Annotated in this window: 13 protein-coding genes; 1 reads left to right on the top strand and 12 read right to left on the bottom strand. The window is 59.8% G+C overall.

Annotated features, from left to right (window positions below; all coding sequences use genetic code 11):
- Positions 1 to 94: 94 nt before the first annotated feature.
- The 4 genes from QRN33_RS07255 to QRN33_RS07240 are packed head-to-tail and all read right to left on the bottom strand — an operon-like array spanning position 95 to position 4,939.
- Positions 95 to 922, bottom strand: a complete 828-nt coding sequence (locus QRN33_RS07255; protein WP_042608021.1) for a class I SAM-dependent methyltransferase — start codon at positions 920 to 922, stop codon at positions 95 to 97.
- Positions 916 to 2,070 carry an acyltransferase family protein gene (locus QRN33_RS07250; protein ID WP_285407751.1) on the bottom strand — a complete coding sequence of 385 codons (1,155 nt, stop codon included), beginning with the start codon at positions 2,068 to 2,070 and terminating at the stop codon, positions 916 to 918. Before QRN33_RS07250 ends, QRN33_RS07255 begins: the two co-directional genes overlap by 7 nt.
- On the bottom strand, positions 2,067 to 3,368 hold the full coding sequence (locus tag QRN33_RS07245) for a glycosyltransferase (protein WP_285407750.1): 1,302 nt from the start codon (positions 3,366 to 3,368) through the stop codon (positions 2,067 to 2,069). The genes QRN33_RS07250 and QRN33_RS07245 overlap by 4 nt, the downstream gene beginning before the upstream one ends.
- Complete coding sequence (locus QRN33_RS07240; protein WP_285407749.1) at positions 3,362 to 4,939, bottom strand: glycosyltransferase; 1,578 nt, start codon at positions 4,937 to 4,939, stop codon at positions 3,362 to 3,364. The genes QRN33_RS07245 and QRN33_RS07240 overlap by 7 nt, the downstream gene beginning before the upstream one ends.
- A 525-nt stretch (positions 4,940 to 5,464) precedes the next feature.
- On the opposite strand from QRN33_RS07240, the gene QRN33_RS07235 reads away from it, so the two are divergent.
- Entirely contained in the window at positions 5,465 to 6,901 is a 1,437-nt protein-coding gene (locus QRN33_RS07235) for a glycosyltransferase family 4 protein (RefSeq protein ID WP_285407747.1), read from the top strand.
- Here QRN33_RS07235 and QRN33_RS07230 read toward each other — a convergent pair.
- From QRN33_RS07230 to atpG, 8 genes are all read right to left on the bottom strand, one after another.
- Positions 6,884 to 7,510: a glutathione S-transferase family protein gene (locus QRN33_RS07230; protein ID WP_252875345.1), complete on the bottom strand. Its 627-nt coding sequence runs from the start codon at positions 7,508 to 7,510 to the stop codon at positions 6,884 to 6,886. The two genes, QRN33_RS07235 and QRN33_RS07230, sit on opposite strands and share 18 nt — an antisense overlap.
- A 103-nt stretch (positions 7,511 to 7,613) precedes the next feature.
- A complete protein-coding gene (locus QRN33_RS07225) occupies positions 7,614 to 8,540 on the bottom strand; it encodes a LysR family transcriptional regulator (protein ID WP_042608016.1) in 927 nt (308 codons plus the stop codon).
- A 75-nt stretch (positions 8,541 to 8,615) separates the two neighbouring features.
- Positions 8,616 to 10,448 (bottom strand): glutamine--fructose-6-phosphate transaminase (isomerizing), encoded by a 1,833-nt coding sequence (glmS, locus tag QRN33_RS07220; protein ID WP_285407743.1) that lies wholly within the window; start codon positions 10,446 to 10,448, stop codon positions 8,616 to 8,618.
- Positions 10,449 to 10,450: 2 nt separating this feature from the next.
- On the bottom strand, positions 10,451 to 11,227 hold the full coding sequence (locus QRN33_RS07215; protein WP_042607993.1) for a DeoR/GlpR family DNA-binding transcription regulator: 777 nt from the start codon (positions 11,225 to 11,227) through the stop codon (positions 10,451 to 10,453).
- A 205-nt stretch (positions 11,228 to 11,432) separates the two neighbouring features.
- Positions 11,433 to 12,800 (bottom strand): bifunctional UDP-N-acetylglucosamine diphosphorylase/glucosamine-1-phosphate N-acetyltransferase GlmU, encoded by a 1,368-nt coding sequence (gene glmU, locus QRN33_RS07210; RefSeq protein ID WP_285407741.1) that lies wholly within the window; start codon positions 12,798 to 12,800, stop codon positions 11,433 to 11,435.
- A 119-nt stretch (positions 12,801 to 12,919) separates the two neighbouring features.
- Complete coding sequence (locus tag QRN33_RS07205; RefSeq protein ID WP_016772407.1) at positions 12,920 to 13,345, bottom strand: F0F1 ATP synthase subunit epsilon; 426 nt, start codon at positions 13,343 to 13,345, stop codon at positions 12,920 to 12,922.
- A gap of 45 nt (positions 13,346 to 13,390) precedes the next feature.
- The gene (atpD, locus tag QRN33_RS07200; RefSeq protein ID WP_007911961.1) at positions 13,391 to 14,770 is read right to left on the bottom strand and encodes a F0F1 ATP synthase subunit beta; all 1,380 of its coding nucleotides are present in this window, start codon (positions 14,768 to 14,770) and stop codon (positions 13,391 to 13,393) included.
- Positions 14,771 to 14,797: 27 nt separating this feature from the next.
- The gene (gene atpG, locus QRN33_RS07195; protein ID WP_007911960.1) at positions 14,798 to 15,658 is read right to left on the bottom strand and encodes a F0F1 ATP synthase subunit gamma; all 861 of its coding nucleotides are present in this window, start codon (positions 15,656 to 15,658) and stop codon (positions 14,798 to 14,800) included.
- Positions 15,659 to 15,682: the final 24 nt, after the last annotated feature.

The following is a 15,682-nucleotide window of genomic DNA, read 5'->3' as shown; positions in this document are numbered from 1 at the left end:
AAAACCCCGTAGGAGCTGACGAGTGAAACGAGGCTGCGATCTTTTGATCGTGCGTTAACAATCAAGATCAAAAGACCGCAGCGTGCCGCAGCTCCTACAGGGATGCCGCAGGCTTGCGCGCAATGATCACCTGACTCTTCGCCACCACCGCATCCAGCGCCTGTTTGATCTGCGCCCCGCGCGGGGAGTCGAGTACCGCTTGCCACGTGTCGGCCCAGTGATTGAGCAGTGGGTGATCAGGGTTGCTGAATTCGACCTTGGCTTCCCAGAACAGCATCATCCACATCGACCAGTAAAAGCCGTATTGGCTATGGCTGATGATTTCCAGCCCGGCGTCGCCGACCATTGCCTTGAACTGCTCTTCACTGATGATGCGTATGTGATTGGGTTTCTGGAAGTACTCGGGCGCGGCGATGTCCTTTTGCAGGTCTTCGGAGCTTGGGTGCGGCACGCTGAGCAGGTACAACGCGCCAGGCTTTCCGACCCGCACCAGCTCAGCGAGAAACTGCGCAGGGTCGTCGACATGTTCGATCACTTCCGTCGAGACCACACGTGTCGCCGTGGCGTCGGCAATCGGCAGCGGATTGCAATCGGTGACGTGGCACTCGACTTCGCGCGCCGGGGTATCGCTCAAGCGCTGACGGGTGGCTTCGACCTTGGCCGCATCGATATCGGCAATGATGATCTTCGCCCCGCGCATGCCGCAGAAATGCACGTTACCGCCATCGCCGCAGCCCACATCGAGCAGCGTGTCGTCGGGGGTCACCGGGAACCCTGTGAACAGTTCGCCGGTTTGCTGATTGAACCAGCCGCTGAGCATCGCATCGTGCAGGCCGAGCATGTACGGGTCGGTCTTCTCGGCAACCGCCACAACAGGCTGCGCCGGCGTGGCGTTCGTGAGTTTCTTCAAAAGGCTCAGCATGAGGTGGCTCCAGGGGATGGAAGGGCGGATCGGGGCGTGCCGAGGCGCTTGACCAGCGCGGCGCCACGGTTGCGCATCGGCATTTCGATCAAGCGGTAATTCAGTTCACTGAACAGCACGATCAGGCCGAATCCCAGCAACAGCGTGACCACCGGATGCCCGGCCGGACTCGGCAGACCGGCGCTCTGCAAACGGAAAATCAGTTCACGCACCAGTTGATAGGCCGGGATATGGATCAGATAAATGCCATAGGAGCGGCTGCCGACCCACGCGAGCAACCGTTGCACCGCACCGGCAGGCACCAGGTAATCGCGGTTGTATGAAGCGATCCACACCAGCACGGCACTGAGCAGCGCGATTGAACCGATCCGATAAGGCGCGAAGGTGAAACGATCGGTGGCCATGAAGCTGAGCAGCAATGCGATGGCGATGAAGGCTGAAATCCCGGCCCACGGCCGCGCCAGCCAGGTTGGCTGCCAGCGCTGATAGCCGGGCCGTGCGCTCCACATCGCCAACAGCACGCCAAGGGCCAGCGCGTCGGTGCGCACCACCATCAGCAACGGGGTGCGCACGGTCAGAATCTGCACCGCGACCAGCGCCAGCAGCGCCCAGACCAGACGCTGGCGAAACAGCAGAATCAGCAGCGGAAACAGCAGATAAAACTGTTCCTCCAGCGCCAGGCTCCAGTAGACAAAACTGCTGCCGTATTCGTATCGGAAGAAGCTGTCGGCAAAACGGAAATTGGCGTATTGCAACACGCCGGCCAGGGTCGCTTGCAAGTTGGCATGCCAGGTACCGAAAGCCCCGGAGCGATTGAGGAACACACAGGCCAGCAGCATCAGCGCGAGCCATAGCCAGGCCGACGGCAACAGGCGAAAGGCGCGGCGCAGCCAGAAGTTGCGCGTCTGCTGCCAGCACTCCCGGCGACTGGTACAACCTTGCAACGCCGGAACCAGGCTGCGAGCGATGACAAAGCCGGAGATGGCGAAAAACAGATCGACGCCCCACCACGTTTGCAGACTGCCGTGAATGCTGTCCAGCAAAGGCACCGGGTCCGCGAACAGACTGCCCTGCAGGTGATGGAACAATACCCCCAGCACGGCGACGGCGCGCAGCACTTCTATATCCATGATGCGCTTGCCGTTCATGCTTGGCAGGCTTCCCCCGCAGCGGCACGGTGTTCGAACAACTGTGCAAGAAATGCCCGCAGGCGCTGCTCGGCCACCGCCTGACTGCAAAAAGCCTGCAGGCTGTCGACCGCTTGTGCGGACATCGCGGCATAACGCTGCGGCTGGTTTTTTGCAACGTCGTAACTGGCCCGGTAGGCCTCACATAATGATGCCCAGTTGGTCACGTACCGCAGCGTGCGAAATGCCTTGCGCGGATCGTGCGGCCAGGCGGTCAGTTCGTCGGTGGACTCGATCAGAAACGCGTTCTCAGCGCTCAGGTAATCGATCATTGCCGTGGTTCGAGGCGCTACTGCGGGCTTGCCGCAAGACATGAATTCCATCAGAGGCAGGCACTGGCCTTCCCCGTAGGACGTGTTCACGACATAGCGAGTCGCCTGCACGAGTCGCTCGTAGTCCGGATCGGCGAGATAGCCGTGAATCAAAACGATACGGCACCGATAGGGCTGGTTTTTGTACAAATGATGGAGGATGTCAGCCAGCGCCTCTTCAGCATCGAAGTGCGTCAGTTTCAGCACCAGGGTAGCGTCTTCGACTTCGCGAAAGCTCACACAGAACGCGCTGAGCATGTCCTCCCAGTTCTTGCGGCCATCGCCGGGATTGAACACTGACGTATACACCACGCCTTCAAGGGACAGGGTCTGCTCGGTCACCGGTGCGGCAAAATCAATCCCCTCGCCGCTGCACAAATGCTCTGGGGCGAAGGCATTCAAGTCGAGCTGACGGCTGTCGGCCACCACCCCTTTGATCGTCAGCCGCAGCGGCTCGGCAGCGCAATGATCCTGTGCTTGCCTGCCGCGTGCGGCGAAGCGGTCCCACACCGGCGCCGGGATGGCGCTGATCGGGTAGTCCGCGGACATGGCTTCGCGGACCGCAGCGACGGTATAACTGGAATGGGTGACAGCCGCGCCGCAGGCGTGCAAAACGCTGCGCCAGTCGTTGCGTGGCTCACCGGCGAACGGCTCGTTGGGGATCGTGCTGAACTCCCAGGCAAACACCGGCACGGTCGGACACGCCAGATCAACGGGCGTACGGTGCGGCGGGGAAAACGACAGGAACACACAGGGCTCGCCCCGAGCCAGGCATTCGCCATAGAGCGCATCGACTTGCGTCTGCGGATCAGCCACTTCGATAACCCGCCCGATTCGTTCGAGAACCGGTCGATATTCCTTGAGGACGAAGTAATAGCTGTATTCGGAACGCCCCAGGTTTTGCGTAATGGTGTGCTGATTGGTTTCAGAATGAATGATGATCAGCATGAGGCGTTATCCAGAACAGGCTCGATATCAGCGGCCGTGGGAGCCAGCGCGAAAAAATCCGCCAGGCGTGTCTGCAATGGCGCGAACGCGCAGTAATCGTGCATCCGTTCGATGGCGGCGGCCGACATCCGCTGGTAGTCCTGCGGGTGCGCAGTGGCCATGCGGTAACTGTTTTCGTAGGCGCTTTTCAGCGAACCCCAGTCCGGTCGGTAGCGCAGGGTGCGGTAAATAATCCGCGTGTCCTGGGGCCAGATCGTCAACTCTTCGCTGGACCTCACCACGAATGCCACCGAGTCGTCGATGTAATCCTCCATGGCGGTGTGGGCCGGCGCGATCACCGGTTTGCCGCTGGACATGAACTCCATCAAGGGCAGGCACAGGCCTTCGCAGCGCGAGGCATTGACGTAGAACGTCGCCGCCTTGTAGAGCTCGGCGTACTGCGCGTCGTCAAGGTAGCCGTGCATCACCACAACGCGGCAAGCGAACGGGCTGAGCTGCGCGAGCAACGTCATCAATTCGCTGTAATACAAGGCCAGATCGTTCTGGGTGATCTTGACCACCAGGGTCGCGTCCGGCTGCTCGCGAAATGCCCAGCAAAACGCGGTAATCAGTTGATGCCAGTTCTTGCGGCCATCCTTGGGATTGAAGACCGAGACGTACACCACACCGTCGACACGGGTTTCAACGATGCCGTCGGTGGCCGGCAGGTCCAGCGGCGGTGGTTCGCTGAGCGGAATCGGGTGCGCGCCGCAAATGGCGGGCAGACGATGCTCGAGCCAGGCGTGAAGGTTGTCGGGAACGCGATCACGAACCCCTTCCCAATACCAGTTCTGCAGGTATTTCACCCGTGGGACCGGCTCTGCCAGGTCACGCCCGAGATCCAGTGCCCATAGCCGCAGATAATGCCGGGCGATGACGAATCGGCGCTTCAGGGTCAGCGGCGGTGGACGCGCGGCTTCTATTTCAGCCGCCAGTGCAGCTTCTTCTTCAGGTGTCAAAGGGACGGGAATCAGCGCATCGGCGGACAAGCCAAGTTCGCGGCTATCGAAAATACAGCCTCTGATCGCCAGGGTTGCCCCCGCATTGATCGGTGTCGGGACATGCGCCTGGCGGATATCCGAAAACCTTTCCCATAGCGCTGTCGGTAGCACCAGCACCGGAAAATCCTCACCCATGGCCCGCCGGATCGCCCGGGCAGTGTGGCTCGACAAGGTGATGACCCGGCCGTGGCGCGCGAGCATTTGCGTCCAGTCCTGGCGCGGGTCGTTGTCCCACTGTTCATCGGGAATCGAGTCGAACTCCCACGCCACGACGCAGACCGTCGGGCATTGCAGATCGGCCGGGGTTTTCTGCGGTGGGGCAAACGACAGGAATACGCTGTCTTCGCCTGCGGCGAGCAATCGGCGGTAGAGGGGATCGACTTCTGCCGGGGCGGATACGACATGCACACGACCAAGACTTTCCAGCAACGGACGATAGGCCTTGAGCACGAAGTAATAACTGTATTCGGGACGGCCGAGACTCTGGCTGATGGAGCTGTCGCTGACGTCCGAGTAAAGAATGAAATTCATGGCATCCCACGATAAAGCTGCCATTCCGGCAACTTCATGCTGTGACGGCCAGAGATGGATCGGGCCGGGAATCCCGACACGGCGTCCTTCATCAGACACGTCTTAGTTCTTGTTTTAGTGGTCAGTTTCACTCTGCGTCGCAACCCCCATGTTCAACTTCGGAATATCGCGACGAGGTGCATTCTAAACACATCCATTGAGGGTTCGGGAACCATCGGGCGTGAATAATTCGGTCTACGCTGTCCAGAACTGACCGGTCACGGTTTGCCCTGTTGAAATTGTCGTGTAATTGGCACAGATTGATCGCAGAACAAATACAACAACTGTTTCGCCTGTTGTCCTACCGAGCTTTCGTCTCGGTCTGACAGACCCTCCTACACCAGCTGTAGGAAATAGCGAAACATAAGCCCAAGGGGTCGCGGTTTTGAAAAATTGCCTGGTCGCCACAGGTCTCGCCAGTTTCGCGCAATACCCTCTGCGGACACCCCTGTTGCCCGCCGGATCGGCGAACACGGAGCGCGCGCTATGACTCGACTGTTGGTGGAGTGCACCCACGTTTTCAACCACCCGAAACTCAACTCGGGGATTCAGCGGGTGGTGCGCAATGTCATCAATAAATTGCCGTCCGGTGCTGCTGATGTCGAATGCATGCCGGTGGTTTTCGTCAACGGCCAACTCTACCGGGTCTTGCGCCTGGCCCCTCTGAACACGCCGGTTTTCAACGCCTTCGCGACATTCGCTGACCGCCTGGAACGCCTTGCCCATCGTTTTTGGCAATGGCACCAGCGGCGCGAGGCCCAATGTGAGTCGAAGCTGGCTCGCCGCGCTGTATATGTTGCCTACCGCCTGACCTCGTTCACCGCATTCGGGATCCCGTTGAGGCTGTTCAAACGCCTGAGGCACTTGCAGCTGCTCAAGCGCTGCTCGCCCTTGCAGCATCAGGCCGATGATCAATTGATACTGCTCGACTCCTCGTGGCATTCGGATTTCTTTCCTCATGTCGAGCGACTCAAGCGTGATGGCGTCGGGATCATTGCGGTGATCTATGACCTGATTCCCATGACGCATCCACACTTTTACGAAACCCGCCCGGCGCAGGTGTTCGGGGAATGGTTTGACTGGATTTGCCGCACTGCCGACGGCTACATGGCCATTTCCGCCACCGTGCGCGACGAGGTGCGCAATGAACTGCAGCGACGGCTTGGCCCCCTGCAAGCGGGAAAACGCTGGTTCGACTACTTCCACTTGGGTTCCGAGCTGGACTTGCACAGCTCGACCGCAGCCGTGGAACCGGCGTTGCGCCAGATGTTCGAGGCACCCGGCCCGGTTTTCCTGATGGTCAGCACGATCGAGCCGCGCAAGAACCATGCTTATCTGCTGGATGCTTTCGAGCGTGCCTGGGCAGGTGGTTCCAGCGCCAGGTTGTGTATCGCTGGACATATCGGCTGGAAGTGCGACGAACTGCTCTCACGGATACGCCACCATCCGGAATTGAACCGGCGCCTGTTCATGTTCAACAACCTCAGCGACACCAGTCTGGAGCATGCTTACGCCCACGCCAGTTCGCTGGTTTTCCCATCATTCGTCGAAGGCTTTGGCCTGCCGCTGGTGGAAGCCATGCAGCGCGGTTTGCCGGCAATGGGCAGTGACATCCCGGTGTTTCGCGAAATCGGCGGCAAGTACATGGCCTATTTCGATCTGCAGGAGCCGCAGAGCCTGACCGAACTGATCATGGCCTTCGAGGCCAGTGGTCAGTTCCCCGCCGGCAAGGATGTGCGCGACTGGCGCTGGATTGACTGGCGCCAAGCCAGCCAACAGTTGGTAGAGCGCAGCGCGCTGCATGTCTTGCGAGGAGAGGTCGCGCAACCGGCCGTTACGCTTGAGGGCATCAGTGCACCGGGTGAAGCGTTGCCGACGCCCCCTGAGTATTCACGAATGCGCGCGTCAGGCAGTTTTCAGTAGCCCGGCCGCGGTAGGCGGCATCGCCACAAAACCGGGCAGGGACTCGATGCGTGCCAGCCAGGCCCGGACATTGGCGTATTCCTCCAGCGAGACATTGCCCTCCGGCGCATGCGCGATGTAGCTGTAGGCAGACACATCAGCGATGGTTGGCTCATCGCCTGCCAGATAGGCGGTCTTGCCCAACTCCAGCTCCATGACCTTGAGCAGGTTGTGCGCGCGGCCGATGACTTCTTCGGCATTCAGTTGCGCACCGAACACCGTGATCAAGCGTGCCGCCGCCGGGCCAAAGGCAATCGGCCCCGCCGCTGCCGACAGCCAGCGCTGCACATGTGCTGCGCCCACCGGGTCGGCGGGCAGCCAGCGACCGTTGCCATACTTCTGCGCCAGATACACCAGAATCGCATTGGAATCGGCCAGCACCACGCCGTTGTCATCAATCGCCGGCACCTGGCCGAAACTGTTGATCGCCAGATACTGCGGCTGCTTGTGCTCACCCTTGGCCAGGTCGACGAAGATCAGCTCGGTCGGTAGCTGCAGCAGGGACAGCATCAACTCGACGCGATGGGCGTGGCCGGAACGGGGGAAGTTGTAGAGTTTGATCGGTTGCATGGTCGACTCCGCTGGAAAGTGACGACGCTACGGAATGAGCGCGCCGATGGAGTCATCATCTACGGATCGGCAAAACTAAAGAATCACCAGCCGATGCAATCGATTATTTCAGTGGCTGCAATAACGCCGCCGTGTTCAAGGCCGGATGCTCGCGCAACGCCTTCACGGCGAAGTCGACAAAGCTGCGGATCCGCGCCGGCGCCTTGCGCCCCCCCTGATACACCACATGAATCGGCAACGGCGGCAATTCAAATTCGGCGAGGACGATTTCCAGTTCGCCTGCCGCAACCTTGTCCGCCACTTGATACGACAGCACTCGCGTCAGTCCCAGGCCTTTGCGTGCAGCGGTTATCGCGGACTGATTGGCAGTCACGGTGAGACGCGGTTCGGTGCGCACGCTGAGTGCTTCACCCGCGTCGAGAAACGGCCAATTGCGTTGCTGACCGATCGCCGACGTCGCCACCACCGGCAGTCCGGCCAACGCCTGCGGATGATCCGGTCGGCCATGCCTGGCGAGGAAATCCGGCGAGGCGCAGATCACTCGCCGCACTTCGCCGACGCGGATCGCATGCTGATTGCTGTCCGGCAGTTCGCCGATGCGCACCGCGACATCGATGCCCTCCTCGACCATATTGACCACCCGGTCGAGCAACAGCGCGTTGATCGACACATCCGGATAACGACACAGATAATCGGCCATCACCGGGGTTACGAACAGATCGCCGAACAGCACCGGCGCAGTGATCGTCAACTGCCCCCGCGGCAACGCATGACTGCCTGCCGCCGAATCCTCGGCCTCCTGGACTTCGGCGAGAATCCGTCGGCAGTCATCGCAGTAACGCTGCCCGGCTTCGGTCAGATGCACGGTGCGCGTGGTGCGCACCAGCAACTGCGTACCGATGTGCTGCTCCAGTGCCGCCACTGCGCGGGTGACACTCGCCGCCGACAACCCCAGACGCCGCGACGCCGCCGAAAAGCCTTGCTCCTGGGCGACGACAACGAAGATCTGCATTTCCTGAAAGCGGTCCATGGGATTCCTCGGCGGCGGATACGACAATCGCAGCCGAGGCTGCGATTGTGAGAGCGTAGATCAACGGTGGATAACTTATTCCACAGTCACCGACTTCGCCAGGTTACGCGGCTGGTCGACGTCAGTGCCCTTGAGCACAGCCACGTAGTACGACAGCAGTTGCAGCGGGATCGTGTAAAGGATCGGCGAGAGGATGTCGTGGATGTGCGGCATTTGCACCACGTGAGTGCCTTCGCCGTCGGTCATGCCAGCTTTTACGTCGGCGAACACGATCAGTTCGCCGCCGCGGGCGCGGACTTCCTGCAGGTTGGATTTGAGCTTTTCCAGCAGTTCGTTGTTCGGCGCCACGGTGACTACCGGCATGTCGTTATCCACCAGCGCCAGCGGGCCGTGTTTCAATTCTCCGGCCGGGTAGGCTTCGGCGTGGATGTAGGAGATTTCCTTGAGCTTCAAGGCACCTTCCATCGCCACCGGGAATTGCGCACCTCGGCCGAGGAACAGGGTGTGGTTTTTCTCGGCGAACAGCTCTGCGATTTTTTCCACGGTGCTGTCCATCGCCAGCGCTTCGCCCAGGCGAGTTGGCAGACGACGCAGCTCTTCGACCAGCGTCGCCTCGACGCCATCAGCCAAAGTCCCGCGGACCTGACCCAGCGACAACGTCAGCAGCAACAGACCGACCAATTGCGTGGTGAAGGCTTTGGTCGAGGCCACGCCGATTTCGCGACCGGCCTGGGTCAGCAAGGTGAGATCGGATTCGCGTACCAGCGAGCTGATGCCAACGTTGCAGATCGCCAGGCTGGCGAGGAAACCCAGCTCTTTGGCATTGCGCAAGGCCGCGAGGGTGTCAGCGGTTTCGCCGGATTGCGAGATGGTGACGAACAGCGTGTCTGGCTGCACTACGACTTTGCGATAACGGAACTCGCTGGCAACTTCGACCTGGCACGGAATACCCGCCAGCTCTTCGAGCCAGTAACGCGCGACCATGCCGGCGTGATAGCTGGTGCCGCAGGCGACAATCTGCACGTTGCGCACTTTGGCGAACAGTTCGGCGGCTTGAGGACCGAAGGCCTCAACCAGCACTTGATTGTTGCCCAGGCGACCTTCGAGGGTGCGCTGGACCACGGCCGGCTGCTCGTGGATTTCCTTGAGCATGTAATGGCGGAACTCGCCCTTGTCGGCGGCTTCGGCACCGTCGGTGTACTGCACGGTCTGGCGCTCGACAGCGTTGCCGTTCACGTCCCAGATCTGCACGATGTCGCGACGGATTTCAGCGATATCGCCTTCCTCCAGATACATGAAACGGTCAGTGACCTGCCGCAGGGCCAACTGGTCGGAAGCGAGGAAGTTTTCGCCCAGGCCCAGACCGATCACCAGTGGGCTGCCACTGCGCGCGGCGACCAGACGATCCGGTTGCTGCGCATTGATCACCGCCAGCCCGTAAGCGCCATGCAGTTCCTTGACCGTAGCCTTGAGTGCGGCCGCCAGGTCTGGTTGCTCCTTGAGCTTGTGCGTCAACAGGTGCGCGATAACTTCAGTGTCGGTGTCCGAGCTGAACGCGTAGCCCAGCGCTTTGAGTTGCTCACGCAGGGCTTCATGGTTCTCGATGATGCCGTTGTGCACCACCGCGATGTCCCCGGAAAAATGCGGGTGGGCGTTACGTTCGCACGGCGCGCCATGGGTGGCCCAACGGGTGTGGGCAATACCGAGCCGGCCGGCCAGCGGGTGTTCGGCCAGCGCCGTTTCCAGTTCACTGACCTTGCCCGGACGGCGCATGCGTTCCAGGGTTTCATCGTTGGTATAAACCGCCACACCGGCGCTGTCATAGCCGCGGTATTCGAGGCGCTTCAGGCCTTCGAGGAGGATGGCGGTGATATTACGTTCAGCTACAGCGCCGACAATGCCACACATGGTTATTTCTCCTGACTGACAGCCGCACAGATCAAGGTGATCCCGCGGGCCTGAAGCTGATCGCGCGCCTCTTGAGGCAAGCGATCATCGGTGATGAGGGTATGGATGCTGCTCCACGGCAGCTCCAGATTGGGAATCTTGCGGCCGATCTTGTCCGCCTCGACCATCACGATGACTTCGCGTGCAACGTCAGCCATCACCCGGCTGAGACCGAGCAATTCATTGAAGGTCGTGGTGCCGCGAACCAGATCGATGCCGTCGGCGCCGATGAACAGTTGATCAAAGTCGTAAGAGCGTAGTACCTGCTCGGCGACCTGACCCTGGAAGGATTCCGAATGCGGATCCCAGGTGCCGCCGGTCATCAGCAGCACTGGCTCGTGTTCGAGTTCACTCAGGGCGTTGGCGACGTGCAGGGAGTTGGTCATCACCACCAGCCCCGGTTGCTGGCCCAGTTCGGGAATCATTGCGGCGGTGGTGCTACCACTATCGATGATGATGCGTGCGTGTTCGCGAATGCGTTGGACCGCTGCGCGGGCAATCGCCTGCTTGTATCTGGAGATAGTCTGCGCAGTTTCCGCGACAAGTTCCTGCGGCATGCTGATCGCTCCGCCATAACGACGCAGCAACAGGCCGTGGGTTTCCAGCGCGGCGAGATCCTTGCGAATCGTAACTTCGGAAGTTTCGAAGCGCTTGGCCAGTTCATCCACACTGACTTCGCCCTGCTCGTTGAGCAGGGCGAGAATGTTGTGGCGACGCTGGGGTGTGTTGCGCTTGGACATGGCGGCTTAAGTTTCGATTCGAAAGATAACGTGAAGCAATGAAACTCTATCGAAAGGTTGCCGTCAAGACGCGAGGAGAAAAATTCAGAAAGATAGAAGCTGCTGTGGGAGCGAGCCTGCTCGCGAAAGGGGGATCAGCCACTGAATAAGTGGCTTATCAGCCGCATTCGCGAGCAGGCTCGCTCCCACAGAGATTGTGGATAACTCAGGATTTTTTGATTTTTTCCGGACGCTTCCAGCCGTCGATATTCTTTTGACGCGCACGGCCCACCGCCAGTTGGGCGTTACCCACATTTTGCGTGATGGTCGAGCCGGCCGCAGTGGTTGCACCGCTCGAGATATCCACAGGCGCAACCAGCGAGTTGTTCGAACCGATGAACACATCAGCGCCCATTACTGTCTTCCACTTATTGGCGCCATCGTAGTTGCAGGTGATGGTGCCGGCGCCAATGTTGGTGCGCGCGCCGATCTCAGCGTCGCCCAGATAAGTCAGGTGGCCAGCCTTCGCGCCTTCGCCCATGTGCGCATTTTTCAGCTCAACGAAATTACCCACATGGGCGCGAGCTTCGAGCACCGTGCCTGGGCGCAGACGTGCGAATGGACCGGCGTCGCTGCCCTCGCCGAGAATCGCGCCTTCGATATGGCTGTTGGCCTTGATCACCACACCCTTGCGCAAGGTGCTGTCCTTGATCACGCAGTTCGGACCGATCACAACGTCGTCTTCGATGACCACGTTGCCTTCAAGGATCACGTTGATATCGATCAGCACATCGCGGCCGACGGTGACTTCACCACGCACGTCGAAACGCGCCGGGTCACGCAAGGTCACGCCTTGAGCCATCAGGCGACGGCCAGCGCGCAACTGATAATGACGCTCGAGTTCGGCCAATTGCTTGCGATCATTGGCGCCCTGCACTTCCATCGGATCATGCGGTTGTTCGGTGGCAACCACCAGACCATCGCTGACCGCCATTTCGATCACGTCGGTCAGGTAATACTCGCCCTGCGCATTGTTGTTCGACAGGCGACTCATCCAGTCAGCCAAGCGATTGGCAGGCACGGCGAGGATGCCAGTGTTGCCTTCGGTGATCGCACGTTGCGCTTCGCTGGCGTCTTTGTGCTCGACGATCGCAGCAACCTTGCCGTCGGCATCGCGCACGATGCGGCCATAACCGGTCGGGTCATCCAGCTCTACGGTGAGCAGGCCCATTTGTCCCGGCACGACGTGCTTGAGCAGACGCTGCAGGGTTTCGACTTCGATCAGTGGCACGTCACCGTAAAGGATCAGCACGGTGTCGGCATCGATGAACGGCACGGCCTGAGCAGTGGCGTGGCCTGTGCCCAGTTGCTTGTCCTGAAGCACGAAATTCAAGTCATCGGCCGCCAGGCGCTCGCGCACCACATCGGCACCGTGACCGATCACCACATGAATGCGCTGGGGATCCAGTTGCCGGGCGCTGTGGATAACGTGACCGAGCATGGAGTTGCCGGCAATCGGGTGCAGCACCTTGGGCAGCGCCGAGCGCATGCGAGTGCCTTGACCGGCCGCGAGGATAACGATTTCAAGAGACATGACTGGCTACCAATCCTGGGTGGTCAGCGACTGCGACCGGTTTTTGGGGAATTCGGAAAAGAAAAAAGGGTAGCCGAGGCTACCCTTTTTTATCAATCGCACAACAAGCGGCTGACGGATTAACCGCCAAACTTCTTGCGGATCTGCTGGACGGTGCGCAGCTGGGCTGCAGCCTCGGCCAGACGAGTGGCAGCGGCGCCGTAATCGAAGTCCGCGCCTTTTTCGTTCAGGGCATTCTCGGCAGCCTTGAGAGCTGCCTGAGCCTGAGCTTCATCCAGGTCGGCGGCACGTTGCACGGTATCGGCAAGTACCTTGACCATGTTCGGCTGAACCTCAAGGAAACCACCGGAGATGTAGAACACCTCGGCTTCCCCGCCTTGCTTGATCAGGCGGATCGGACCCGGCTTGAGATTAGTGATCAGCGGCGCGTGACCCAGAGCGATACCAAGATCACCCAGTGCACCGTGCGCAATCACCATCTCGACCAGGCCGGAAAAGATTTCCCCTTCCGCGCTGACGATATCGCAATGGACTGTCATAGCCATCTGATTGCCTCAACCTAAATTAGCGCCCGTTGCCGGGCGCCGGGATTACAGTTTCTTGGCTTTCTCGATCGCTTCTTCGATGCCGCCAACCATGTAGAACGCTTGTTCTGGCAGGTGGTCGTAGTCACCGTTGAGGATGCCTTTGAAGCCAGCAATGGTGTCTTTCAGGGAAACGTATTTACCCGAAGCACCGGTGAAGACTTCAGCCACGAAGAACGGCTGCGACAAGAAGCGCTGGATCTTACGAGCACGGTTAACCAACTGTTTGTCGGCTTCCGACAGCTCGTCCATACCCAGGATCGCGATGATGTCTTTCAGCTCTTTGTAACGCTGCAGAACATACTGGACGCCGCGAGCGGTGTCGTAGTGGTCCTGGCCGATCACGTTCGGGTCCAGCTGGCGCGAAGTCGAATCCAGTGGATCTACCGCCGGGTAGATACCCAGGGAAGCGATGTCACGGGACAGAACGACGGTGGCGTCCAAGTGGGCGAAGGTGGTCGCTGGCGACGGGTCGGTCAAGTCGTCCGCAGGTACGTATACCGCCTGGATCGAGGTGATCGAACCTTCCTTGGTCGAAGTGATACGTTCCTGCAGAACGCCCATCTCTTCAGCCAGGGTCGGCTGGTAACCTACTGCCGAAGGCATACGGCCCAGCAGTGCGGATACTTCAGTACCGGCCAGGGTGTAACGATAGATGTTGTCGACGAACAGCAGAACGTCGTTACCTTCGTCACGGAACTTCTCGGCCATGGTCAGGCCGGTCAGTGCTACGCGCAGACGGTTTCCCGGCGGCTCGTTCATCTGACCGTAAACCAGTGCCACTTTGTCCAGAACGTTGGAGTCCTTCATCTCGTGGTAGAAGTCGTTACCCTCACGAGTACGCTCACCCACACCGGCGAACACGGAATAACCGCTGTGCTCGATGGCGATGTTACGGATCAGTTCCATCATGTTTACGGTTTTGCCTACACCGGCACCACCGAACAGACCGACTTTACCGCCTTTGGCAAACGGGCAGACCAGGTCGATAACCTTGATGCCGGTTTCCAGCAGGTCGTTGCCGCCTGCTTGCTCAGCGAACGAAGGCGCTGGACGGTGAATGCCCCAACGCTCTTCGGTGTCGATCGGGCCAGCTTCGTCGATCGGGTTACCGAGGACGTCCATGATCCGGCCCAGGGTCGCTTTACCGACCGGTACGGAGATGGCTGCGCCAGAGTCGGTGACTTCCAGGCCGCGCTTCAAGCCCTCGGTGGAACCCATCGCAATGGTGCGAACCACGCCGTCGCCCAGCTGTTGCTGAACTTCCAGAGTGGTTTCAGCCGCGCTCACTACTTTCAGCGCGTTGTAGATGCTCGGTACGCTGTCGCGTGGAAATTCCACGTCGATAACGGCGCCGATGATTTGAACGATACGTCCGCTACTCATAGCTGGATCCTCTGAATATTTGAACCGTTAAACCGCGGCAGCGCCGCCGACGATTTCCGAGATCTCTTGGGTGATCGCAGCCTGACGCGCCTTGTTGTAGATCAGCTGCAAATCGCTGATCAAATCACCGGCGTTGTCGGTAGCGTTCTTCATCGCGATCATCCGCGCAGCCTGTTCAGCCGCGTTGTTCTCGACCACCGCCTGGTAGACCTGCGACTCGACGTAACGGACCATCAAGCCGTCAAGCAGCTCTTTGGCGTCCGGTTCGTAGAGATAGTCCCAGTGGTGCTTGAGATCCTGATCCGGGGTGGCCACCAGTGGAATCAACTGCTCCACGGTAGGCTGTTGCGTCATGGTGTTGATGAACTTGTTGGACACCACGGACAGGCGGTCGATACGGCCGTCCAGGTAGGCATCCAGCATCACCTTGACGCTGCCGATCAGATCATTGATCGACGGCTCTTCACCCAGGTGGCTGATAGCTGCAACGACGTTACCGCCGAAGTTGCGGAAAAAGGCCGCACCCTTGCTACCGACTACACACAGATCAATCTCGACGCCGTTTTCGCGGTTTACCGCCATGTCCTTGACCAGGGCCTTGAACAGGTTGGTGTTCAAGCCGCCGCACAGACCACGGTCACTGCTCACGACGACATAACCGACGCGCTTGATTTCGCGGTCGATCATGAACGGGTGGCGGTATTCCGGGTTGGCGTTGGCCAGATGCCCAATTACCTGGCGGATACGCTCCGCATAAGGACGGCTAGCAGCCATGCGCATTTGTGCCTTGCGCATTTTGCTGACCGCCACTTTTTCCATGGCGCTGGTAATCTTTTGCGTGCTTTTGATGCTCGCAATCTTACTGCGAATCTCTTTTGCGCCTGCCATGTAACACCTATCAGGTTAGCAAGC

Origin of the sequence: Pseudomonas sp. FR229a, assembly GCF_030209115.1 — a bacterium.
GTDB classification, from domain to species: Bacteria; Pseudomonadota; Gammaproteobacteria; order Pseudomonadales; family Pseudomonadaceae; genus Aquipseudomonas; species Aquipseudomonas moraviensis_A.
This window is presented reverse-complemented; position numbering and strand designations above follow the sequence as displayed.

Excerpts from the sequence above, each read along its gene's own strand:
- QRN33_RS07255 (WP_042608021.1), bottom strand. The coding sequence starts at position 922 with ATGCTGAGCCTTTTGAAGAAACTCACGAACGCCACGCCGGCGCAGCCT.
- QRN33_RS07240 (WP_285407749.1), bottom strand. The coding sequence starts at position 4,939 with ATGAATTTCATTCTTTACTCGGACGTCAGCGACAGCTCCATCAGCCAG.
- QRN33_RS07215 (WP_042607993.1), bottom strand. The coding sequence starts at position 11,227 with ATGTCCAAGCGCAACACACCCCAGCGTCGCCACAACATTCTCGCCCTG.
- QRN33_RS07235 (WP_285407747.1), top strand. The coding sequence starts at position 5,465 with ATGACTCGACTGTTGGTGGAGTGCACCCACGTTTTCAACCACCCGAAA.
- QRN33_RS07230 (WP_252875345.1), bottom strand. The coding sequence starts at position 7,510 with ATGCAACCGATCAAACTCTACAACTTCCCCCGTTCCGGCCACGCCCAT.
- QRN33_RS07225 (WP_042608016.1), bottom strand. The coding sequence starts at position 8,540 with ATGGACCGCTTTCAGGAAATGCAGATCTTCGTTGTCGTCGCCCAGGAG.
- atpD (WP_007911961.1), bottom strand. The coding sequence starts at position 14,770 with ATGAGTAGCGGACGTATCGTTCAAATCATCGGCGCCGTTATCGACGTG.
- QRN33_RS07250 (WP_285407751.1), bottom strand. The coding sequence starts at position 2,070 with ATGAACGGCAAGCGCATCATGGATATAGAAGTGCTGCGCGCCGTCGCC.
- atpG (WP_007911960.1), bottom strand. The coding sequence starts at position 15,658 with ATGGCAGGCGCAAAAGAGATTCGCAGTAAGATTGCGAGCATCAAAAGC.
- glmS (WP_285407743.1), bottom strand. The coding sequence starts at position 10,448 with ATGTGTGGCATTGTCGGCGCTGTAGCTGAACGTAATATCACCGCCATC.
- glmU (WP_285407741.1), bottom strand. The coding sequence starts at position 12,800 with ATGTCTCTTGAAATCGTTATCCTCGCGGCCGGTCAAGGCACTCGCATG.
- QRN33_RS07205 (WP_016772407.1), bottom strand. The coding sequence starts at position 13,345 with ATGGCTATGACAGTCCATTGCGATATCGTCAGCGCGGAAGGGGAAATC.
- QRN33_RS07245 (WP_285407750.1), bottom strand. The coding sequence starts at position 3,368 with ATGCTGATCATCATTCATTCTGAAACCAATCAGCACACCATTACGCAA.